The organism is Streptomyces sp. NPDC005393, from assembly GCF_040606675.1.
Taxonomy (GTDB): Bacteria; Actinomycetota; Actinomycetes; order Streptomycetales; family Streptomycetaceae; genus Streptomyces.
This window is the reverse complement of record NZ_JBEXFG010000019.1, coordinates 1-22,229: the sequence shown is the minus strand read 5'-3', so window position 1 is coordinate 22,229 and position 22,229 is coordinate 1. Positions and strand designations below refer to the sequence as shown.

Genomic DNA, 22,229 nt, shown 5'->3' with positions numbered 1-22,229 from the left:
TGTTCAGTCCTCCAGTGCGGCGAGGCCGGGGAGCGTCTTGCCCTCGAGGTATTCGAGGCTCGCTCCGCCGCCGGTCGAGATGTGGCCAAAAGCGTTCTCGTCGAAGCCCAGGATGCGGACGGCCGCGGCGGAGTCGCCGCCGCCCACCACCGTGAAGGCGGGGCTGTCGATGAGCGCCTGGGCGACGGCCCGGGTGCCCTCGGCGTAGTCGGGGTGCTCGAAGACGCCCATCGGGCCGTTCCAGAAGACGGTGGCCGTATCGGCGAGCTTCGAGGCGTACAACTTGCGGGTCTCCGGGCCGATGTCCAGCCCCTGCTGGTCGGCCGGGATGGCGTCCGCGGGGACGGCCTGCGGGTGCGCCGGGGCCTTCGTCTTCAGGTCCGGGAACTCCGGCGCCGCCAGAACGTCGACGGGGAGCACGAACTCCACGCCGCGCTCCTCGGCCCGCCGCAGATAGTCCTGGACCGCCGGGATCTGGTCCTCCTGCAGCAGCGAGCGGCCGACCTCGTGGCCCTGGGCCTTGAGGAAGGTGTACGCCATACCGCCGCCGATGAGGATGCGGTCGGCCTTCTCCAGGAGGTGGTCGATGACGCCGAGCTTGTCGGAGACCTTGGCGCCGCCGAGGACCACCGCGTACGGGCGCTTGACGTCCTCGGTGAGTTTCTTGAGGACGGCGAGCTCGGTGGCGATCAGGTCGCCGGCGGCGTGCGGCAGCCGCGCCGGGAGGTCGTACACGGAGGCGTGCTTACGGTGCACCGCGCCGAACCCGTCACCCACGTAGAGGTCGGCGAGGGCGGCGAGCTGGTCGGCGAACGCGCCGCGCTCGGCGTCGTCCTTACTGGTCTCACCGGGGTTGAACCGCAGATTCTCCAGCAGCGCGACCTCGCCGTCGGAAAGGCCCGCGACGGTGGCCCGCGCGCTGTCGCCCACGGTGTCGGTCGCGAAGGCGACCTGCTTGCCGAGGAGTTCGCCGAGTCGCCGCGCGACCGGGGCGAGCGAGAACTGCGGGTCGGGCGCGCCCTTGGGGCGGCCGAGGTGCGAGGCGACGATCACCTTGGCGCCCCGTTCCAGGAGCTTGGTGATGGTCGGGACGGCGGCGCGGATCCGGCCGTCGTCGGTGATCGTGTCGCCGTCGAGCGGGACATTCAGATCGGCGCGGACGAAAACCCGCTGCCCGGCGACCTCAAGATCGTCAATCGTCTTCACTGCATGACTCCTTGTTCATGGAACGGGGCCCGTTACGACGGCGTCGTAGCGGGCCCCGTTCCTAGCTCATCCCGGCAGTGGTCAGAGCTTGCCGCCGACGAAGACGGTCAGGTCGACGAGGCGGTTGGAGTAGCCCCACTCGTTGTCGTACCAGCCGATGACCTTGACCTGCTTGCCCTGAGCCATGGTCAGCGAGGAGTCGAAGGTGCAGGACGCCGGCCAGTTGACGATGTCCGAGGAGACGATCGGGTCCTCGGTGTACTCGAGGATGCCCTTGAGCTGACCCTCGGCGGCCTTCTGGAAGGCGGTGTTGATTTCGTCCTTGGTGACCTCGCGGTCGAGCTCGATGACGAGGTCGGTGACCGAGCCGGTCGGGACCGGGACGCGCATCGCGATGCCGTCCAGCTTGCCCTTGAGCTGCGGCAGGACCAGCGCGGTGGCCTTGGCGGCACCGGTGGAGGTCGGGATGATGTTCTCCGCGGCGGCGCGGGCGCGACGCAGGTCCTTGTGCGGGAAGTCCAGGATGCGCTGGTCGTTGGTGTACGCGTGGACCGTCGTCATCATGCCCTTGACGATGCCGAAGTTCTCGTCGAGGACCTTCGCCATCGGCGCCACACAGTTGGTGGTGCAGGAGGCGTTGGAGATGACGTGGTGATTGGCCGCGTCGTACTTGTCGTTGTTGACGCCCATCACGATCGTGATGTCCTCGCCCTTGGCGGGCGCGGAGATCAGGACCTTCTTGGCGCCGGCGGCGAGGTGCTTGGCCGCGTCCTCGCCCTTGGTGAAGATGCCGGTGGACTCGACCACGATGTCCGCGCCGAGCTCGCCCCACGGGAGGGCGGCCGGGTCGCGCTCGGCCATCGTCTTGAAGGTCTGGTTGCCCACCGTGATGGTGTCCTCGGTGTGGCTGACCTCGTGCTTCAGCCGACCCAGGATCGTGTCGTACTTCAGCAGATGCACCAGGGTGGCATTGTCGGTCAGGTCGTTGACACCGACGATCTGGATGTCCGCGCCCTGCTCAAGGAGCGCGCGGAAGTAGTTGCGACCGATGCGGCCAAAGCCGTTGATGCCTACGCGGATCGTCACGAACCGATCTCCTCGTTGGTGTGCCGGTCTGGACGCCGGCGAGCTGTATGGGATGTCCCCGACCGCCTCCGACCCTACCGCTATCACGGGACGTACGTGACATTGGCTTCGGCGGCCCATGACCACCGGAAAGTGGTATGGACCGCCGATTCAGTCACGATCTGTCACATTCTGTCAACGACGCAGTGCACGCAGCGCGGCGCCCACGAGCTTCGCCCGCTGGGCGGCGGCCGGAACATGCTCCAGACCGAAGCCCAGCAGCACGGTGTCCCCGGTGGTGACCGCCGCCGAGGTGTGGAACAACTCGCGCGAGCGGGACCAGTCCGCGGCGTTCGCCGGGCTGCCCTGCGGCGCCCCCGGCGCGGACCAGGGGCCGAGCGCCGTCTCGAAGCCCTCGGAGTCCTTGGCGGTGCCGCCGACGGTGAGCGCGGTGCTGTCCACGAAGGCGCCGCGGCCGCCCGTGCCCGGGTCGGTGACGTACGAGACGGCCAACTCGACCTTCTTGCCCGCGTAGCCGCTCAGGTCCACGGAGACCGGCCGCCAGCCCTCGGAGGAGCCCGTGAAGCTGTTCCAGGCGCCCGTGGTGCCCTGGGCCCGGCAGCCGTCGTCGCCAGGGGTCAGATAGTGCTTCAGGAACGGGTGGAGGTTGAGCAGGAAGCCCGCCTCGCATTCGGTGGGGACCTCCGTGGAGGAGCCGCCGTTCGCGTCCGGGAGGGTCGTCCAGTCGTCCTGGCCCACGGTGTGCGCCTCGACGATCACATGGTCGTACCCGGACTCGGTGTCGAAGCTGAGCCGGAAGGTGAGACCGGGCGTGTCGGCGGCGGCGACACCCGTCAGATCGACGGAGCGCGACAGCCGCATCCAGGAGTTGTCACGGTGCCCGGCGGCCGCCATCCAGTCGCCCTCGTACGGCTGGTAGGGCGTGCGCGCGCCCGGGTACTCGCCCGCGCCCGCGCTGCGGAACCGCGGGAAGTCCTTCGGCGGCAGCACATCGGAGGTAACGGTGTAGGCGCCCGCGGCGTCCAGGGCGTTGCCCGGGGCGTCGGCGAGGGTCGCGGCGGTGCCCGCGAGCGCGCCGGCCCCCTGGAAGGCGGTCGGCGACTTCAGGGTGAGACGGCTGTCGGCGCCCAGGTAGTACTGGCTGAAGTCGTCGGTGTCGGCGGGGCCCACCTCGGAACTGCCGCCCGCCCGCTCACCGGTGGTGATGAGCTTGCCGCCCTCGTTGAGGAAGTCGCGCACGGCGAGCAGGGTCGGACCGCCGGGACGCTCGGCGCCGGTGTACCAGAGCACGGTCCGGAAGTGGCCGAGCACGCCGAGCGCGGACGGCGCGCCCTGGGTGGCGACGTCCCAGACGGCGGCCTTACGGCCGTTGTCGGCGAGGGCCTTGGCGTACGCGGCGGTGTGCCGGGCCGGGGAGCTGCCGCCCTCCTCGGCGATCACCAGGGTGTCGGCGCGGGGCCGCTTGGCGACGGTGTAGGTGAACGGCTCGCTGACGGTCCGTTTGCCGCCCTTGGTGCGGCCGGTGAACCAGACCTTGACCGCGTCGCCGGGATCCGCCCCCTTGACCGCGGCACGGTACTGGTCGAAGCGGACGTTGTCGGCGCCCCCGTAGGTCTCGCCGCCCTTCCAGGGCTTCAGCGAGGCGGTGTGGGTACGGCCGCCGTCCATCCGGTAGTTGAGCCGCTTGTCGCGGACGCTTCGGCGGACGGTCACGGAGACGTCCTGGCCGGCGCCGCGGGCGTAGGAGGTGGCGAAGGCGTCCGGGGTGAAGTCGGGCGCGGCGAGGCCGACGGAGGAGGACGGCCGGTCGGGGTGCTCGGCGGTCTCGGCGACGGAGAGCGCGAAGGGGATGTTCTTGGCGAACTCCTGCTGGATCAGCTTCTCGTCGTCCGGGAAGGTGAAGACGGACGCGCAGTCACCCGGCCGCCAGGCGTCGTTCGGGTCGATGGCGGACGCGGTCTGACAGGTCGACATCTCCGGGGTGAACATCATCATCCCGTGGACGTTGGCCGCGTGGCCGTCGGCCTCGCCGTTGGTGGTGTACAGCTCGGAGGAGACCATCGGGTGGTAGCCGGGGATCGCGGAGTGCTCGGGGGTTCCGGCGAGGGCCTTGTAGAGGACGTCGTCGGGGGTCGGGGTGGCGACCTGCCAGCCGACACCGTAGAGCAGCAGTTCGGCGGCGGAGTGGTAGTTGATGCCGTAGTCGAAGCCGATGCGCTTCTCGAAGCGGTCCAGCGCCTTGGTCTCCGGCTCGGAGCCGGGAGCGGGGCCCCGGTAGGTCTCGTCGGCCGGATCGGGGGACGAACCCTCGTTGTCGTAGCCCCACTTGTAGGAGAAGTTGCGGTTGAGGTCGACGCCGTCGCCTGCGGCGATCTTGCCGTCGCCGTTGTTGTCCCGGAGGTTCTTGCGCCACTGCCGGTTGGCGGGGCTTTCATGCGTGTAGTCGTAGCCGTCCGGGTTGGCGGAGAGGACGAACCACAGCTCCGTACGGTCCACGATCTTGGTGACGCGGTCGTCCTTGCCGTAGTTGTCGAGGTAGTAGTGCATCAGCCGGCGGGTCATCTCCGGGGTGATCCACTCACGGGCGTGCTGGTTGGACACGTAGAGCACCGACGGCTTGCTGCCGTCGGGGGTCCGCCGGGCACCCTTGCCGATCTTGAGCGCGAGGATGTCCTTGCCCCGGGTCGTCTTGCCGATGTTGACGACCTTGGTGAGGCCGGGATGGGCCTGACCGGTCTCGACGATCTCGTGTTTGAGCCCGCCGTCGCCGCTGTAGGGGCGGAAGACGCCGGCGCCGGCGGCCTTGAGGCGGTTACGGGCCTGGTGGGAGAGTTTCTTCTCGGTGAGCCGGATGCCCTGGCCGCGCAGCGCGGCGGCCTGCTGTCCGGTGAGATAGAGCTCGACCGGACCGGTGCCCTTCTCGGGCACCTGATGCCCGAGTTCGGTGCCGTCCACTCCGGCGCGGAGCAGCAGCGGAATCTGAGCCTTGGTGACCTGGGCGGTCCATACGGACAGTCCGTCGGCCGAGGCGTCCGCCGTGGGTTGTGCGTGTGCCGCGGGAGCCGCGGCCAGTCCCCCCAGTAGCAGTGAAGCCACTGCGACAACCGATCCGACCGATCTCGCCGTGCGTCTCTTCATGAGCCCCCCTGGCTGTCATCCGACGCGGTGGGTACGCAGGCGCACAAGACTTGCCACGGCACATGGTCATGTCAACAGTGGCGCGCGGCCATGCTCCGGCGCGTACCCGCGGGGATGCGCGCGCCCCCGGGCCCGTGCGGGCGTCCGGGGGCGTGGGGGCCGGTTCGGCCGGGCTCGGGTCGGTCAGCCGACCATGCCCTCGGCCATCTCGTCCGTCAGGCTCGACTCCGTACCGGGAATCCCCAGGTCCTGCGCGCGCTTGTCGGCCATGGCGAGCAGCCGGCGGATCCGGCCCGCGACGGCGTCCTTGGTCAGCGGCGGGTCGGCGAGGGCGCCCAGCTCCTCCAGGGACGCCTGCTTGTGCTCCATGCGCAGCCGTCCGGCCGCGGCGAGGTGCTCGGGCACCTCCTCGCCCAGGATCTCCAGCGCGCGCTGCACCCGGGCGCCCGCGGCGACGGCGGCACGGGCCGAGCGGCGCAGATTGGCGTCGTCGAAATTGGCCAGCCGGTTGGCGGTGGCCCGGACCTCGCGGCGCATCCGCCGCTCCTCCCAGGCGAGGACGGACTCATGCGCCCCCAGCCGCGTCAACAGCGCGCCGATGGCATCACCGTCCCGGACGACCACCCGGTCCACCCCGCGCACCTCGCGCGCCTTCGCGGCGATCTGCAGCCGGCGGGCGGCGCCGACCAGCGCCAGCGCGGCCTCCGGGCCGGGGCAGGTCACCTCCAGGGAGGACGAGCGGCCGGGCTCGGTGAGCGAGCCATGGGCGAGGAAGGCCCCGCGCCAGGCGGCCTCGGCGTCACAGGTGGCACCGGAGACGACCTGCGGCGGCAGTCCGCGGATCGGCCGGCCGCGGCCGTCGACCAGGCCGGTCTGCCGGGCCAGCTGGTCACCGCCCGCCACCACCCGCACCACGTACCGGCTGCCGCGGCGCAGTCCGCCGGGGGCCATCACCACCAGGTCGGAGGAGTGGCCGAAGATCTCCAGGATGTCCTTGCGCACCCGCCGGGCCGCGATGCCCGTATCCAGCTCCGCCTCGATCACGATGCGCCCGCTGACCAGGTGCAGGCCGCCCGCGAACCGCAGGATCGCCGAGACCTCCGCTTTCCGGCAGCAGGTGCGGGTGACGGGGAGCCGGGAGATTTCATCCTTCACCGCTGCCGTCATCGCCATGGGCCGATCCTTCCATGCATCCGAAAAATACGGTCGTACGCGGCCGCCAGAAGCTCCGGGTCATGCTTCGGGGCACCGTCGGTCGCGGCCACCGGCGCCAGCTCGACCGTGCCGCCCAGCCGCTTGGCGGCGTCGCACAGACTGCTCTGGTCGGGGACGGCGGCCTCGTCGGCCAGCACCACGTCGAAGGCGAGTTTAGGGGCGTGTCGGGCCAAAACCTCCAAATGACGCTGCGGGGAGAAGCCATCGGTTTCGCCCGGCTGGGGGGCGAGGTTCAGCGAGAGCACCCGCCGGGCCTTGGTCGCGGTGAGCGCCTGGAGGAGGTCCGGGACCAGCAGATGCGGGATGACGGAGGAGAACCAGGAGCCGGGCCCGAGCACCACCCAGTCGGCGTCCATGACCGCCTCGACGGCCTCGGGGACGGCCGGCGGATCATTCGGCACCAGATGGACCGACTGCACCTCGCCGGGCGTGAGCGCGACGGTGGCCTGCCCGGCCACCGTGGAGACCTCGTCCGGGCGCGCCGGATCATGGCCGCGCACATACGCCTGGAGCTCCAGGGGGACGGCCGACATGGGCAGCACCCGGCCGTGCGCGCCCAGCAGCTTGCCGACCAGGTCGAGCGCCTTGACATGGTCGCCCAGCTGCTCCCAGAGGGCGACGATCAGCAGATTGCCGACCGCGTGGCCGTGCAGCTCCCCCTCGCTGATGAAGCGGTGCTGGATGACCCGGGCCCAGGTCTGGCCCCAGTCGTCGTCCCCGCACAGCGCGGCCAGCGCCTTGCGCAGATCGCCGGGCGGCAGCACGCCCAGCTCGTCACGGAGCCGTCCGCTGGAGCCCCCGTCGTCGGCCACGGTGACCACGGCGGTCAGATCGCCGGTGATCCGGCGCAGCGCGGCGAGCGACGCGGACAGGCCCATACCGCCGCCGAGCGCGACGACCTTGGGCTGGGCACCCCGGCTCGTCCGCCCACCGACCAGCCGACGCAGCCGCCTGGTACGAATCGTCACTCGCGCCCCATGTCACGGTGGACGATGACGGTCTCCACGCCTTCGGCGGCCAGCCGCGGGGCGAGCCGCTCGGACATCGCGACGCTGCGGTGCTTGCCGCCGGTGCAGCCGACGGCGATGGTCACATAGCGCTTGCCCTCACGGCGGTAGCCCGCGGCGATGAGCTGGAGCAGCTCGGCGTAGCGGTCGAGGAACTCCTTGGCGCCGGGCTGGTTGAAGACGTAGCCGGACACCTCCTCGTTGAGCCCGGTGAAGGGGCGCAGCTCGGGGACCCAGTGCGGATTGGGCAGGAAGCGGCAGTCCACCACCAGATCGGCGTCGACCGGCAGACCGTACTTGTAGCCGAAGGACATGACGGTGGCGCGCAGCTCCGGCTCCTCCTCGCCCGCGAACTGCGCGTCCATCTTGGCGCGCAGCTCGTGCACATTGAGGCTGGAGGTGTCGATGACCAGATCGGCGTCGCCGCGCAGCTCGCGCAGCAGATCGCGCTCGGCCGCGATGCCGTCCACGATCCGGCCGTCACCCTGCAGGGGGTGCGGACGGCGCACGGACTCGAAGCGGCGCACCAGCGCCTCGTCGGACGCCTCCAGGAACAGCACACGCCGCTTGACGTTCTTGGCGGCCAGATCCGCGAGGGACTCGCGGAGGTTGTCGAAGAAGCGGCGGCCGCGGACGTCCACCACCACGGCGATCCGGGCCACATTGCCCTGGGAGCGGGCCCCAAGGTCGACCATGGTGGGGATCAGCGCGGGCGGCAGGTTGTCGACGACGAACCAGCCGAGGTCCTCCAGACACTTGGCGGCGGTGCTGCGGCCCGCGCCGGACATTCCAGAGATGATCACCAGCTCGGGGATGGCCGCCGCCTCGGCGGACTCTCCCGACGTGCCCGTATTCACCTGCGCTCCGTCTCCGTCTGGGTGGGTGGTGTGCTCAGTCATGGTCTCGTCCCCCGATTCGCTGACGACGCCGCGGGGGCGGCCTCGTCCTCAATGATCTCTCCTGTGGCGGTGTTCACGGCGGGTGCGGCCGGGGCCGCCCGGGTGAGGGCCGCGGCGACTGTCTCCGCCGTCTTACGGCCGATACCCGGGACCTCGCAGATCTGCTCGACCGTCGCGGCGCGCAGCCGTTTGAGTGAGCCGAAGTGCTTGAGCAGCGCGTGCTTACGGCTCTCGCCGAGGCCCGGCACGGTGTCCAGCGGCCCGGCCTTCATCGACTTGGCGCGCTTGTTGCGCTGGTAGGAGATGGCGAAGCGGTGCGCCTCGTCGCGGACCCGCTGGAGGAGGTAGAGGCCCTCGCTGCTGCGGGGCAGCACCACGGGGTCGTCCTCGTCGGGCAGCCAGACCTCCTCCAGCCGCTTGGCGAGGCCGCAGACGGCCACATCGTCGATCCCGAGCTCGTCGAGGGCCCGCTTGGCGGCGGCGGTCTGCGGCTTTCCGCCGTCGACGACCACGAGCTGGGGCGGATAGGCGAACCGCTTCGGCCTGCCCTCCTCCTCGGTCGGGCCGGAGGTGCCCTCGGCCGGACCGTCGGCCTCCTGCCCGGAGGTCACATCGCCCTCCTGCCCGGAGGTCTCCTCCTCCCACTCCCCCGTCTTCTGCTTCTCCTGCAGATAGCGGCGGAAGCGGCGGCCGACGACCTCGTGCATGGAGCGGACGTCGTCCTGTCCGGCGAAGCTCTTGATCTGGAAGCGGCGGTATTCGCTCTTACGGGCGAGACCGTCCTCGAAGACGACCATGGAGGCCACCACATCGTCGCCCTGCAGATGGGAGATGTCGAAGCACTCGATCCGCAGCGGCGCGGAGTCCAGACCGAGGGCCTCGGCGATCTCCTCCAGGGCCCGGGAGCGCGTGGTCAGATCGGAGGCGCGCTTCGTCTTGTGCAGCACGAGCGCCTGCTGGGCGTTGCGCTGGACGGTCGCCATCAGGTCCTTCTTGTCGCCGCGCTGCGGGATGCGCAGATCGACCCGGGAGCCCCGGCGCTCGGTGAGCCACTCGGTGACCGGCTCGGCGGGGTCCGGCACGGCGGGGACCAGGACCTCCTTGGGGACGGCGTCGCCCCGCTCCTCCCCGTACAGCTGCTGCAGGGCGTGCTCGACCAGCCCGGCGGTGTCGACGGCCTCCACCTTGTCGGTGACCCAGCCGCGCTGGCCGCGCACCCGGCCGCCGCGGACATGGAAGATCTGGACGGCCGCCTCCAGCTCGTCCTCGGCGACCGCTATCAGGTCGGCGTCGGTGGCGTCGGCGAGCACGACCGCGTTCTTCTCCATGGCGCGCTTGAGCGCCCCTATGTCGTCGCGCAGCCGGGCCGCCTTCTCGTACTCCAGCTCCTCGGCGGCCTGCTGCATCCGCTGTTCCAGACGGCGCAGATAGGTGCCGGTGCGGCCGGCCATGAAGTCGCAGAACTCCTCGGCGAGTTCCCGGTGCTCCTCGGCGGTGACCCGGCCGACGCAGGGGGCCGAGCACTTGCCGATATAGCCGAGCAGACAGGGGCGGCCGATCTGGGCGGAGCGCTTGAACACCCCGGCCGAGCATGTCCGGACGGGGAAGACCCGCAGCATCAGATCGACGGTCTCCCGGATGGCCCAGGCGTGTCCGTACGGGCCGAAATAGCGCACGCCCTTCTTCCTGGGGCCGCGCATGACCTGGACCCGCGGGAACTCCTCGTTGAGCGTGACGGCGAGCGAGGGATAGCTCTTGTCGTCACGGTATTTGACGTTGAACCGAGGGTCGAACTCCTTGATCCATGAATATTCGAGCTGCAGAGCCTCGACCTCGGTGGAGACCACCGTCCACTCCACGGCCGCGGCCGTGGTGACCATGGTGCGGGTGCGCGGGTGGAGGTGCGCCAGGTCCTGGAAGTACGAGGAGAGCCGCGGGCGCAGGCTCTTCGCCTTTCCGACGTAGATCACCCGGCCGTGCTCATCACGGAACTTGTAGACCCCCGGCGACTCGGGGATCTGTCCCGGCTTGGGACGGTAGCTGCTCGGGTCGGCCATGGTCACCACCCTACTGGCGGCGGGTGACAGTTTCCGGTGCCGTCGGGGCCCGGGTCCGGGAGGTCCGGGGCGTCCCGGGCCGCTCAGGCGTCCGGGCCCGCGACGAGCTTGCCGCCCACACTCTTGACGGAGACAGACGGCAGCGGCTTCCCGGCGGGCCCTTGGAGGACCTTCCCGGTTTGGGCGTCGAACTGGCTCCCGTGGCAGGGGCAGCTGATCTTCCCCTCCTCGACGGTGTCGACGACGCATCCGGCGTGGGTGCACACCGCGCTGAACGCCGTGAACTCGCCCTTGGCGGGCTGGGCGACCACCAGCCGGTCCTCGCGGTAGAGCTTGGCTCCGCCGACCGGGACAGCGTCCGCCGCGCCGAGGTCCACGGGGGCGGTGGGGAGCTGGGAGGCCTTGCCCGATCCGTCCGGGGAGCAGGCCGCCGCCCCGAGCCCGCCGGCTCCGGCCAGCGCGGCGCAGCACAGCACGGTTCGTCGGGAGGCGGGCTGGCCGGTCATGGCGGACTCCAGGGGTTCGTCGTTGCCCTGCGACGATACCGGTAGGAATCCTTCCGCTTGCTGTCGCCTCCCGGATGGACGTAAACGCTTGCGCAAACGTTTACGTCGCGCCGAGGACGCGGTACGGTCCTTTTTCCAAGGGCTCGGTTCGCCTCCGGGGCGCCTCAGCCTCCCCCTGCCTTCGGCGGGGGGACCCCTGTCGACGGTCCGACCGTGCTCGACCCCTCGTTCCTCGGGGTCTCCGCGCGCTCCCTTTCGACAGCGGCGCGCCCCTTCGGCTCACTCGCCGGCTACCGCTGGGAGGTGCCCCCGGCCCCGACGCATCGAGGCGTCGAGACCTCGACGGGAGGACGGCGCGGATGGCAACCATGAGCGACGTGGCCCGGCGCGCGGGCGTCTCCGTGGCGACCGTCTCGCATGTGCTCAATGAGACCCGGCCAGTGCGGCCCGACACCCGCAGGGCCGTGCTGGAGGCCATCGACGACCTGGGCTACACCCCCAACACCCTCGCGCGCTCCCTGGTCACCGCGCGCACCCGCTCGATCGGTCTGGCCGTCTCGGCGATCAGCAATCCGTACTTCACCGAGATTCTGCAGGGCGTCGAGTCCAGCGCCCTCGCCCACGGCTACAGCCTGCTGATCGCCGATCCGCACGACGACCCCGCGCATGAGCGCACGGTCGTCCAGCTGCTCCATGAGCGGCGAGTGGACGGTGTGATCGTCGCCCCGTCCGCCGAGCCCACCGCGCTGGTGGAGTATCTGACCCGCCACGAGGTCCCCGCCGTCTCTCTCGACCGGCTGATCGGCGGCGGCTACGACCAGGTGTGCGCCGAGAGCGCCTTCCACGTCGAACAGCTCGTCCTCCATCTCGCCGACCTCGGCCACACCCGTATCGGCCTGGTCGCGGGGGTCCCGGGGCTGAGCACCACCATCGAGCGGATCGCCGGCTACCGGGCCGGGCTGGAGCGGCGCGGGCTGCCGTTCCGCCCCGGGCTGCTGGCCGACGGCCACTCCGAGGCGCGGGGCGCGCAGGACGCCACCCATCGGCTGCTGGCCGCCGCCGAGCCGCCCACCGCGATCATCACCGCGAACAACGCGATGACCATCGGCGCGCTACGCGCCCTGCGGGAGACGGGCCGCGGCGTACCGGACGACCTCGCGCTGGTCTGCTTCGACGACTTCTCCTGGGCGGATGTCTTCTCCCCCGGGCTCACCGCGATCTCCCAGCCCAGCCGGGAGATCGGCAGCACGGCCGTCAGGCTGCTGCTCGACCGGCTGGAGAACCCGGCGCGGCCGCCGCGTACGGTCCGGCTGCCCTGCACCTTCGTCCACCGCACCTCCTGCGGCTGCCGGCCCTGACAGCCCACCCCGCCCCCGCCACCCCGCCTTGAGGACCTGAGGAAAGGATCCGCCTCATGATCGTCGTCGCCGGAGAAGCCCTGATCGATCTCGTCCCCGTGGACGACCCCTCGGCGGGCGACACCCTGCCCGCGCTGCGGCCACAGCGCGGCGGCGGCCCGTACAACACCGCGATGGCGCTGGGGCGGCTCGGCTCGCCCACCGCCTTCTGCTCGCGGGTCTCCCGGGACGGCTTCGGCGAGGCGCTGCTGGAGCGGCTGCGGAAGGACGGCGTGGACACCGCGCTGGTGCAGCGCGGCCCGGAGCCGACCACCCTCGCGGTCGCCTCCATCGGCGCCGATGGCTCGGCGGGCTACGGCTTCTATGTGGAGGGCACCGCGGACCGGCTCTTCGAGCTGCCCGAGGCCCTGCCGGACGGGGTCACCGCGCTGTCGCTGGGCACCTGTTCGCTGGTGCTGGAGCCGGGCGCGAGCGCGTATGAGGCGCTGCTGCGGCGCGAGGCGCGGCGCGGCGTCTTCACCGCGCTCGACCCGAATATCCGCACCGGTCTGATCCCCGACGCCGACGCCTACCGCGCCCGCTTCCGCGGCTGGCTGCCGTACGTCGATCTGCTCAAGCTGTCGGTCGAGGACGCGACCTGGCTGGCCGCCTCCGAGGATGTGGACGCTGCCATACGGGAATGGCTGGCTGCGGGCCCGGCGGCCGTGGTCCTCACCCATGGCGGGGACGGTATGAGCGTGCGGCGCCAGGACGGCTCCGGCTGCTCCGTCCCCGGTCAGCGGGTGGAGGTCGTGGACACCATCGGAGCGGGCGACACCGTGAACGCCGCGCTGCTGCACCGCCTCGCGGCCCATGACGCGCTCTCGGCGCCCGCGCTGGCCACACTCGGTGAGGCGGTCTGGCGGGATGTGCTCGGCTTCGCCGCCCGCGCCGCCGCGATCACCTGCTCCCGCGCGGGAGCGGAGCCGCCCTACGCGGCCGAGCTGGTCTGAGAAAATGACGGTGCGCCGCGCCCGGCCGGGCGCGGCGCACCGCATGGGCTACTTCGCGGCCGTCCGCTTCGAGGCGGCCGTGGTCTTCGCCGCCGCCTTCTTCGCCACGGTCTTCTTCGCGACGGCCTTCTTCGCCGCGGCGCCCTTGGCGGGGGCCTTCTCGGCGGGGGCCTTCTTAACGGTCTTCCCGCCGTTGCGCGCGGCGGGCACCATCGCGTCGCTCACCCGGTCGCCCAGCATGTCCCGCAGGAACTTCCCGGTGTGGCTGGACGGGATCGAGGCCACCTCTTCGGGCGTGCCCTCGGCGATCACCAGACCGCCGCCGCTGCCGCCCTCCGGGCCCATGTCCACGACCCAGTCGGCCGTCTTGATCACCTCGAGGTTGTGCTCGATGACGATCACGGTGTTGCCCTTGTCGACCAGTCCGGACAGCACATTGATCAGCTTGCTGATGTCCTCGAAGTGCAGACCGGTGGTCGGCTCGTCCAGGACGTAGACCGTCCGTCCGGTCGACCGCTTCTGGAGCTCGCTGGCGAGCTTGACGCGCTGCGCCTCACCGCCGGAGAGGGTCGGCGCGGGCTGCCCCAGCCGGACATATCCCAGCCCGACCTCATTGAGCGTGCGCAGATGGCGGGAGATCGTCGGCACCGCCTCGAAGAAGTCCATCGCCTCCTCGATGGGCATGTCCAGCACCTCGGCGATGGACTTGCCCTTGTAGTGCACCTCCAGGGTCTCCCGGTTGTAGCGCGCGCCATGGCAGACCTCGCACGGCACATACACATCCGGCAGGAAGTTCATCTCGATCTTGATGGTGCCGTCACCGGAGCAGTTCTCACAGCGACCGCCCTTGACGTTGAAGGAGAAGCGCCCCGGAAGGTATCCGCGGACCTTCGCCTCCATCGTCTCGGCGAACAGCCGGCGCACATGGTCGAAGACCCCGGTGTAGGTGGCCGGGTTGGACCGCGGCGTACGGCCGATGGGCGACTGGTCGACATGGACCACCTTGTCGACCAGATCGTCGCCGGCGACCCGGGTGTGCCGCCCGGGAACCGTCCGCGCCCCGTTCAGCTCACGGGCCAGATGGGTGTACAGGATGTCGTTGACCAGCGTGGACTTACCCGAGCCGGAGACGCCCGTGACGGCGGTGAGCACGCCGAGCGGGAAGGACACATCGATGTCCTGGAGGTTGTTCTCCCGGGCGCCGTGCACCGTCAGCTGCCGCTTCGGGTCCACGGGCCGGCGCATCGCGGGCAGCGGGATCGCCTTCTTGCCGGACAGATAATGCCCGGTCATCGACTCGTCGTTGACCAGCATCTCGCTCAGCGGCCCGCTGTGCACCACCTTGCCGCCGTGCTCGCCCGCCCCCGGGCCGATGTCCACCACCCAGTCCGCGGTCTTGATGGTGTCCTCGTCATGCTCCACGACGATCAGCGTGTTACCGAGGTCGCGCAGCCGCACCAGCGTCTCGATCAGCCGGTGGTTGTCGCGCTGGTGCAGCCCGATCGACGGCTCGTCCAGGACGTAGAGCACACCGACCAGACCGGAGCCGATCTGGGTGGCCAGCCGGATGCGCTGCGCCTCGCCGCCGGAGAGCGTGCCCGCCGCGCGGTTGAGCGAGAGATAGTCGAGGCCGACGTCGACCAGGAACCTCAGCCGCTCATTGACCTCCTTCAGCACCCGCTCGGCGATGGTCTTCTCGCGGGCGGTCAGCTTCATGCCCCGCAGGAACTCGGCGCACTCGCTGATCGACATCGCGGCGACCTCCGCGATGGACCGGCCCTGCACGGTGACCGCGAGGACGATCGGCTTCAGGCGGGTGCCCTCACAGGACGGGCAGGGCACCTCGCGCATATAGCCCTCGAAGCGCTCACGGCTGGAGTCGCTCTCGGCCTCGGAGTGGCGCCGCTTCACATACGGCACCGCGCCCTCGAAGGCCGTGGTGTACGCGCGCTGGCGCCCGTAGCGGTTGCGGTAGCGGACCTCGATCTGTGTCCGGTGACCGTTGAGCAGCGCCTTCTTGGCGCGCTGCGGAAGCCCGGCCCAGGGGATGTCCGTACGGAAGCCGAGCGCGTCGGCGAGCGCGTCGACCAGCCGGCCGAAGTAGTCCTTGGTGTGACCGTGGGACCAGGGGTGGATGGCGCCCTCGTCGAGCGACTTCTCCACGTCCGGGACGATCAGCTCCGGGTCGACCTCCATACGGGTGCCGATGCCGGTGCAGTCCGGGCAGGCGCCGAAGGGCGAGTTGAACGAGAAGGAGCGCGGCTCCAGCTCCTCGAACGACAGATCGTCGTACGGGCAGTAGAGGTGCTCGGAGAACATCCGCTCGCGCTGCGGATCGTCCTCTTCGAGATCCACGAAGTCGAGGATCACCATGCCGCCGGACAGGCCCAGCGCGGTCTCCACCGAGTCGGTCAGCCGCCGCTTGGCGCTCTCCTTGACGGTGAGGCGGTCCACGACCACCTCGATGGTGTGCTTCTCCTGCTTCTTCAGCTTGGGCGGATCCGACAGCTGGATGGTGGTGCCGTCCACCCGCGCCCGGCTGTAGCCCTTGGTCTGGAGATCGGAGAAAAGATCGACGAACTCCCCCTTGCGCTCGCGCACCAGCGGCGAGAGCACCTGGAAGCGGCTGCCCTCGGGCAGCTCCAGCACCCGGTCCACGATCGCCTGCGGCGACTGGCGGGCGATGGGGCGGCCGCACTCGGGGCAGTGGGGCTTGCCGATCCGGGCGAACAGCAGCCGGAGGTAGTCATAGACCTCGGTGATGGTGCCGACCGTCGAGCGCGGATTGCGCGAGGTCGACTTCTGGTCGATCGACACCGCAGGGGACAGGCCCTCGATGAAGTCCACATCGGGCTTGTCCATCTGGCCCAGGAACTGGCGGGCGTAGGAGGAGAGCGACTCGACGTAGCGGCGCTGCCCCTCGGCGAAGATCGTGTCGAACGCGAGGGACGACTTACCCGACCCGGACAGTCCGGTGAAGACGATAAGGGAGTCGCGAGGGAGGTCGAGTGAGACGTTCTTGAGATTGTGCTCGCGAGCGCCACGAACGATGAGACGGTCGGCCACGCCGGTCGGCACCTTTCTTGAGAGAGGTGGGTGCGCCGGGCCCGGTCCCGCGGCCCTGCCGGACAGGCAGTGGCGGCGCGGAGCGAAGCCCCCAGACCAGGGTATGGGGGCGACACGGCGATGTCTTAAGGATGCAGCACACCGAGCCTATAGCACGCACATTCGATTTACGGGAAGAGTGAGCCGACTTCACCCGATCGTGTGGTGCGACTACGGTCGGGTCATGGCCGACTACATGACGGACGCCGCCGCCGTACAGGCAGCGACGGACCGGCTGCTCACCGCGGTCGCCGGGCTGGACGACGCCGCCGTCGCGGCACCTTCCGCACTGCCCGGCTGGACCCGCGGCCACGTTCTCGCGCATCTGGCGCGCAACGCGGACGCTCTGGTGAACCTCCTCACATGGGCGAGGACCGGGCAGGAGACCCCGATGTACGGAAGCGGGGACGCGCGCGACGCCGAGATCGAGCGCGACGCCGCGCGCCCGCTCCCCGTCCATCTCGACGATCTGCGCACCAGCGCCTTCCGTTTCAACGCCGCGGCCGCGGCCCTGACCCGGGAGCGCTGGTCGTACGAGGTCACCTTGCGCCAAGGGGTCCGGGAACGGGCCGCCGGGCTGCCGCTGCGCAGACTCGCCGAGGTCGAGCTGCACCATGTCGATCTCGACATCGGCTACACGGTGGCGGACCTGCCCGCCGGGTTCGTCGAGAAGCACCTCGACGTCCTTACGGGTACAAGGTTCACCGGGCACCCGGATATTCCCCCGCTGCGGCTGACCACCGGCGCCGACGGACAGGGCGTACGGCACACCGGCCGCGCCGCGGCCCCGGGCGAGAGCCCGGTCACCGTCACCGGCTCCCCCGCCGCCCTGCTGGGCTGGCTCACCGGCCGTACGGACGGCTCGGATCTCTCCTGCCCCGACGGCCCGTTGCCGGTCCTCCCCGCACTAGGCTGAGCCCATGACCTACAGCGGAGCGGTGACGGTCGGCGGACCGGCGGATGTGCACGAACTGCCCGACCTCATGATCTCGAAGGTCGCGGTCGGCCCCATGTCCAACAACGCCTATCTGTTGCGCTGCCGGGCCACCGACGAGCAGCTGCTGATCGACGCCGCCGCCGAGCCGCACACCCTGCTCGCCCTCATCGGCGAGAGCGGTATCGCCTCGGTCGTCACCACCCACCGCCACCAGGACCACTGGGGTGCGCTGCGCGAGGTGATGGAGGCCACCGGCGCCCGCACCCACGCGGGCCGCTACGACGCGGAGGCCATCCCGGTCCGGACCGATGTCCTGGTCGAGGACGGCGACACCGTGCGGGTGGGCCGGGTCGAGCTGACCGCCCGCCATCTGGTCGGCCACACCCCGGGCAGCATCGCCCTGGTCTACGACGACCCGCACGGCCATCCGCACGTGTTCACCGGCGACTGCCTCTTCCCGGGCGGGGTCGGCAACACCCGCAAGGACCCCAAGGCGTTCGAGAGCCTGATCAACGACGTCGAGACCAAGCTCTTCGACGCCCTGCCGGACGAGACCTGGGTCTACCCCGGCCACGGCGACGACACCACGCTCGGCGCCGAGCGCCCGCACCTCGGCGAATGGCGCGAGCGCGGCTGGTAGCGCCGCGTCCACGCCGCCCTCGCACCTCACACCTCCGTACGCCCCGTAACCGGCGGCGCGTCGCGGCTGTTGGCGCGTCATGCACCATGACCGCTCTCCGTCCATGGCCCGCCTCGCCGCCGCGTCCCTGGCCGGCACCGCGATCGAGTTCTACGACTTCTTCGTCTACGGCACGGCCGCGGCCCTCGTCCTCGGCCCGCTCTTCTTCCCCACCTTCTCCCCGCTCGCCGGCACCCTCGCCGCCTTCGGGACCTTCGCCGTCGGCTTCATCTCCCGGCCGCTCGGCTCGATGCTCTTCGGGCCCATCGGCGACCGCCACGGCCGCCGGCCCGTCCTCATCGCCTCACTGCTGCTGACGGGCCTGGCCACCGTCGCCGTCGGCTTCGTACCGACGTACGACGCGATCGGCATCGCCGCCCCCGCCCTGCTGCTCGTCCTCCGCTTTCTGCAGGGGCTCGGGCTCGGCGGCGAATGGGGCGGCGCGGTACTGCTGACCGCCGAGCACGCGCCCGCCGAGCGGCGCGGGCTGTGGTCGGGCTTTCCCCAGATCGGCCCGGCTGTCGGCTTTCTGCTGGCCAACGGCACCATGCTGGTCCTGTCCGCCGGGCTGACCGACGCACAGTTCCGCTCCTGGGGATGGCGGGTGCCGTTCTGGGCCGCGGGGGTGCTGGCGGGCGCCGGGCTGCTGCTGTGCGCCCAGCTGACCGAGAGCCCGCGGTTTCAGGAGCTGGCCGAGCGCGACGACCGCGCCGCCGCGCCGCTGGCCGAGGTGGTGCGCGGTCACTGGCGGCTGGTCCTGCTCACCGCGGGCGGGCTGGCGGTCGGCTACGCCGTCTTCTACGCGGTGACGACCTGGTCCCTGGCGTACGGGACGAAACGGCTCGCTGTGGACCGTACGGTGATGCTCGGCTGCGTCATGGCGGCCGTGGCGGTCATGGGAGCCCTGACCCCCTTCGTGGCCCACCTCGGCGACCGCTTCGGCCGGCGGCCGCTGTGTCTGGTGGGCTGCGCCGCCACCGTGGTGTGGATGTTCCCGCTGATCGCGCTGTTGCGCACGGGTCAGCCGCCGCTGATGTTCCTCGGCTTTCTGGGCGCGCTGCTGGCCTTCATCACCATGTTCGCGGTGACCTCGGCCTATCTGCCCGAGCTGTTCGAGGCGCGGGTGCGCTGCACGGGCGCGGCGCTCGGCTACAACCTCGCGGGCGTGCTGGGCGGGGCGCTCACCCCCCTCGTCGCGACCGCGGTCTCCCACGGCGACGGCCCGCCGTGGGGCGTCGCCGCTTACCTGACCGCCGTCGCACTGCTCAGCCTGGGCTGTTTCGCGCTGCTGCCGGAGACACGGCCGACGGCCGACCGGCCCTGGGACGGGCGGTCGGCCGCGCGGCCGCTGGAGACCGGGGAGGCGCCCGCCTGAGGGGGCGGCATCCCCAAGGGGACGCGTCAGACGTCGACGCTGTCCTTCTCGCGCTCCGGCTCACCGGCCTCCGCCTCCGCCCGCGCCTGCTTCCTTGAGGCGTAGAGGCTGGTGACCGTGGTGACGGCGAGCACCACGCAGATGACGCCGAGCGAGACCGGGATGCTGATCTCGGGGACATGCACCCCGGACTCGTGCAGCGCGTGCAGCACCAGCTTCACGCCGATGAAGCCGAGGATGACCGACAGGCCGTACGACAGGTGGACCAGCTTCTTGAGCAGTCCGCCGATGAGGAAGTGCAGCTGGCGCAGCCCCATCAGCGCGAAGGCGTTGGCGGTGAACACGATGTACGGGTCCTGGGTGAGGCCGAAGATCGCGGGTATCGAGTCCAGCGCGAAGAGGACGTCCGTGGTGCCGATCGCCAGCATGACGATCAGCATCGGGGTCATCAGCCGCTTGCCGTTCTCGACGGTGAACAGCTTGGTGCCGTGGTAGGTGTCGGTGGACGGGAAGCGCCGCTCGACCATTTTCAGCAGCCGGTTCTCCTCGAACTCCGCCTCCTCCTCATCGGCCCGCGCCTCCTGGATGAGCTTCCACGCGGTCCAGACGAGGAAGGCACCGAAGAGGTAGAAGACCCAGGAGAAGGTCGAGAGGATCGCCGCGCCGCCCGCGATGAACCCCGCCCGCAGCACCAGCGCGATGAGCACACCCACCATCAGCACGCGCTGCTGGTAGATCGGCGGCACCGCGAACTTCGCCATGATCAGGACGAAGACGAAGAGGTTGTCGACGCTCAGCGACTTCTCGGTGATGAAGCCCGCGAAGAACTCGCCGGAGGGCTGCCCGCCCGCGAAGAGGAAGAGCCCGAGCCCGAAGAGCCCGGCGAGGACGACCCAGACGGCGGTCCAGATCCCGGCCTCCTTGAGGGAGACCTCATGCGGTTTGCGGCCGCCTATGAAGAAGTCGACGGCGATGAGGGCGCCGAGACCCACGATGGTCAGCGCCCACATGGTCAGGGAGACGTCCACGGTTCCTCCGGCATTTCGTACGGCAAATTCAGCGTCGTCGCTGCCGGAGGTCTCTTCCGCCCGTGCCTGCGCACCGGACCGGCGCCCCGGGATTCGCCCGGCCTCATGGGGCGCCGGACGTGATCTGTGGTGACGGGGACACCGCTACACGAGTACTCCCCTCCGCACCAATCACAGTACAGGAATACCCATGGAAGAGTAAAGAATTGGACAAAAGCACTGGTCAACGGCCATACGTCTGCCGGGCCCTGACCACCTTCCCCAGTACGTCGTGCAGGATCTGGCTGCCCGCCGGGGCGAGCGAGGGCTCGTACGTCCACGCATGGCCGACCCAGGGGTCGGCGAGGTGGTCGTCGGCGACCGGTGTGAGCCGCAGCAGCGACCGCCACAGCGGGTCGAGCACCGGCCCGTACTCCCGTGCGTCCTCGCGGTCGGCCACCATCATCAGATGCACGCCCACCGAGGGCCCCTCGTCCGCCAGATAGCGCAGCTGGGTGACGGACCGGTCGTCGAAGCCGTGCGGGAAGTCATTGACGATCAGCAACTGCTCGGCGACGTCAAGATCCGGCGGCAGCGCGTCCGCGGCGCCGCTGCGGACCGCCATCTGCACCAGATCGACGCGCCGGGTCAGCCCGGCGAGCATCGAGGCCACCCCCTGGGCCCCGGCCGCGGGCGGCTCGCGCAGCGCACCGGACCCCAGCAGCGGGGCGAACGAGGCCGTGGCCGAGCCCGCCGGGTCGATCACCCGCACCGAGAACTCACCCGCCGGATAGACGGCCAGCAGCCGCGCGGCATGCGCGACCGCCGTGGCCGCGGCCAGCCGGCGCAGCTCTCCGGAGTCCATGAGCGCCCCGTCGGCGGAGCCCGTACTACGGCCGGCATCGATCCACAGCCCGCGCTCCAGCGGCAGCCGCACCAGCATGGGAATCCGCAGATCCGTGCGCTCCGGGAGGTGCAGATCGCCGAGGCGCAGGGCCATCGGGATCTCCATCGGCACCTGATAGCCCTGCCAGACCGGGCTGTCCCAGCGGGCATACGCGGGCGGCAGCGCGGGCTCGACGACCTTGGCCTCGGCGGCGAGCTGCGCGAGATCCCGGTCGAGGGCGGCGCGGGCCTGCTCGACCAGGCCGGTGTGCTTGGCGCGGGCCTCCGCGCGGGCGGAGTCGGCGACCGGGCCCACCCGGGTGCGCGGATCGGAGAGCACCCGGTCCAGCTCCTGCTCCATCCGGGAGTCGGCGAAGTCCACGGCGCTGCGGTAGGCCGCCGCCGTACGGGCGAGATCCTCGAACATCCCCCAGACCTGGTTGTAGAGCCGCTCGTCCAGGGTCCAGCCGGTCGCGTCCCCCGCGACGGGCCGGGCGGGCTGTCCGGGCGGGGCGGGCGGCGCGGCCGGCGGAGGCGGGGGCGGCGCGGCCGTACGGCGGCCGGGGTGCTGGTAGTCGACCGGCCCGCCCCCGGCCGGCGCGGCGGGAGCCTGCTGCGGCTGCTGCGGCTGCTGCGGCTGCTGCGGCTGCTGCGGGATCTGCGGCCGGCCGGCGGCCGCCGGATCGGCCCGGCGGTGAGGATCATGCCGAGGCCGGTGGGCTTGCCGCGCGAGACGGTCAGCCCCGAGGTGTCCGAGTGCAGTCGTATGCCGTTCAG

Annotated in this window: 15 protein-coding genes and 1 pseudogene; 5 read left to right on the top strand and 11 right to left on the bottom strand. The window is 70.9% G+C overall.

The window, feature by feature from the left end; translation table 11 throughout:
- Positions 1–3 precede the first annotated feature (3 nt).
- The 8 genes from ABZS71_RS17810 to ABZS71_RS17775 form a co-directional block, all read right to left on the bottom strand.
- The gene (locus ABZS71_RS17810; RefSeq protein WP_356211088.1) at positions 4–1,206 is read right to left on the bottom strand and encodes a phosphoglycerate kinase; all 1,203 of its coding nucleotides are present in this window, start codon (positions 1,204–1,206) and stop codon (positions 4–6) included.
- Between the two features lie 81 nt (positions 1,207–1,287).
- The gene (gene gap / locus ABZS71_RS17805; RefSeq protein WP_356211085.1) at positions 1,288–2,292 is read right to left on the bottom strand and encodes a type I glyceraldehyde-3-phosphate dehydrogenase; all 1,005 of its coding nucleotides are present in this window, start codon (positions 2,290–2,292) and stop codon (positions 1,288–1,290) included.
- Between the two features lie 174 nt (positions 2,293–2,466).
- The gene (locus ABZS71_RS17800; RefSeq protein WP_356211082.1) at positions 2,467–5,430 is read right to left on the bottom strand and encodes a M14 family zinc carboxypeptidase; all 2,964 of its coding nucleotides are present in this window, start codon (positions 5,428–5,430) and stop codon (positions 2,467–2,469) included.
- 183 nt (positions 5,431–5,613) lie between these two features.
- Positions 5,614–6,603 (bottom strand): DNA-binding protein WhiA, encoded by a 990-nt coding sequence (gene whiA, locus ABZS71_RS17795; protein WP_176183588.1) that lies wholly within the window; start codon positions 6,601–6,603, stop codon positions 5,614–5,616.
- On the bottom strand, positions 6,594–7,613 hold the full coding sequence (yvcK, locus tag ABZS71_RS17790; RefSeq protein ID WP_355847154.1) for a uridine diphosphate-N-acetylglucosamine-binding protein YvcK: 1,020 nt from the start codon (positions 7,611–7,613) through the stop codon (positions 6,594–6,596). Before yvcK ends, whiA begins: the two co-directional genes overlap by 10 nt.
- Positions 7,610–8,551, bottom strand: a complete 942-nt coding sequence (rapZ, locus tag ABZS71_RS17785; protein WP_356211079.1) for an RNase adapter RapZ — start codon at positions 8,549–8,551, stop codon at positions 7,610–7,612. The genes yvcK and rapZ overlap by 4 nt, the downstream gene beginning before the upstream one ends.
- A complete protein-coding gene (uvrC, locus tag ABZS71_RS17780) occupies positions 8,548–10,608 on the bottom strand; it encodes an excinuclease ABC subunit UvrC (RefSeq protein ID WP_355847148.1) in 2,061 nt (686 codons plus the stop codon). Before uvrC ends, rapZ begins: the two co-directional genes overlap by 4 nt.
- Positions 10,609–10,691: 83 nt before the next feature.
- Positions 10,692–11,114 (bottom strand): Rieske (2Fe-2S) protein, encoded by a 423-nt coding sequence (locus ABZS71_RS17775; protein WP_355847145.1) that lies wholly within the window; start codon positions 11,112–11,114, stop codon positions 10,692–10,694.
- Positions 11,115–11,473: 359 nt separating this feature from the next.
- Between ABZS71_RS17775 and ABZS71_RS17770 the strand changes: the two genes are divergently transcribed.
- Together ABZS71_RS17770 and ABZS71_RS17765 are read left to right on the top strand one after the other, a co-directional pair.
- Positions 11,474–12,472 (top strand): LacI family DNA-binding transcriptional regulator, encoded by a 999-nt coding sequence (locus ABZS71_RS17770; protein ID WP_356211076.1) that lies wholly within the window; start codon positions 11,474–11,476, stop codon positions 12,470–12,472.
- 56 nt (positions 12,473–12,528) lie between these two features.
- Positions 12,529–13,464, top strand: a complete 936-nt coding sequence (locus ABZS71_RS17765; protein WP_356211073.1) for a carbohydrate kinase — start codon at positions 12,529–12,531, stop codon at positions 13,462–13,464.
- A 48-nt stretch (positions 13,465–13,512) separates the two neighbouring features.
- Here the strand turns inward: ABZS71_RS17765 and uvrA are convergent, their stop codons facing one another.
- Positions 13,513–16,530 carry an excinuclease ABC subunit UvrA gene (uvrA, locus tag ABZS71_RS17760; RefSeq protein WP_355859798.1) on the bottom strand — a complete coding sequence of 1,006 codons (3,018 nt, stop codon included), beginning with the start codon at positions 16,528–16,530 and terminating at the stop codon, positions 13,513–13,515.
- Between the two features lie 223 nt (positions 16,531–16,753).
- Between uvrA and ABZS71_RS17755 the strand changes: the two genes are divergently transcribed.
- The 3 genes from ABZS71_RS17755 to ABZS71_RS17745 all read left to right on the top strand — a co-directional run bounded on the left by ABZS71_RS17755 (position 16,754) and on the right by ABZS71_RS17745 (position 19,560).
- Positions 16,754–17,485, top strand: coding sequence for a maleylpyruvate isomerase family mycothiol-dependent enzyme (locus tag ABZS71_RS17755; RefSeq protein WP_356211070.1), 732 nt, complete (start codon positions 16,754–16,756; stop codon positions 17,483–17,485).
- Between the two features lie 4 nt (positions 17,486–17,489).
- Complete coding sequence (locus ABZS71_RS17750) at positions 17,490–18,146, top strand: MBL fold metallo-hydrolase (RefSeq protein ID WP_355859794.1); 657 nt, start codon at positions 17,490–17,492, stop codon at positions 18,144–18,146.
- Positions 18,147–18,249: 103 nt separating this feature from the next.
- Positions 18,250–19,560, top strand: a complete 1,311-nt coding sequence (locus ABZS71_RS17745; RefSeq protein WP_356211067.1) for an MFS transporter — start codon at positions 18,250–18,252, stop codon at positions 19,558–19,560.
- Between the two features lie 26 nt (positions 19,561–19,586).
- Here the strand turns inward: ABZS71_RS17745 and ABZS71_RS17740 are convergent, their stop codons facing one another.
- A complete protein-coding gene (locus ABZS71_RS17740; protein ID WP_356211064.1) occupies positions 19,587–20,588 on the bottom strand; it encodes a TerC family protein in 1,002 nt (333 codons plus the stop codon).
- A gap of 223 nt (positions 20,589–20,811) precedes the next feature.
- Positions 20,812–22,056, bottom strand: a pseudogene (locus ABZS71_RS17735) (export associated protein); the annotation flags it as partial.
- Positions 22,057–22,229: the final 173 nt, after the last annotated feature.

Bases quoted from the DNA above. Each gene is read 5' to 3' on its own strand.
- ABZS71_RS17800 (WP_356211082.1), bottom strand. From the start codon at position 5,430: ATGAAGAGACGCACGGCGAGATCGGTCGGATCGGTTGTCGCAGTGGCT.
- whiA (WP_176183588.1), bottom strand. From the start codon at position 6,603: ATGGCGATGACGGCAGCGGTGAAGGATGAAATCTCCCGGCTCCCCGTC.
- rapZ (WP_356211079.1), bottom strand. From the start codon at position 8,551: ATGACTGAGCACACCACCCACCCAGACGGAGACGGAGCGCAGGTGAAT.
- uvrC (WP_355847148.1), bottom strand. From the start codon at position 10,608: ATGGCCGACCCGAGCAGCTACCGTCCCAAGCCGGGACAGATCCCCGAG.
- ABZS71_RS17775 (WP_355847145.1), bottom strand. From the start codon at position 11,114: ATGACCGGCCAGCCCGCCTCCCGACGAACCGTGCTGTGCTGCGCCGCG.
- ABZS71_RS17770 (WP_356211076.1), top strand. From the start codon at position 11,474: ATGGCAACCATGAGCGACGTGGCCCGGCGCGCGGGCGTCTCCGTGGCG.
- ABZS71_RS17765 (WP_356211073.1), top strand. From the start codon at position 12,529: ATGATCGTCGTCGCCGGAGAAGCCCTGATCGATCTCGTCCCCGTGGAC.
- ABZS71_RS17755 (WP_356211070.1), top strand. From the start codon at position 16,754: ATGGCCGACTACATGACGGACGCCGCCGCCGTACAGGCAGCGACGGAC.
- ABZS71_RS17750 (WP_355859794.1), top strand. From the start codon at position 17,490: ATGACCTACAGCGGAGCGGTGACGGTCGGCGGACCGGCGGATGTGCAC.
- ABZS71_RS17745 (WP_356211067.1), top strand. From the start codon at position 18,250: ATGGCCCGCCTCGCCGCCGCGTCCCTGGCCGGCACCGCGATCGAGTTC.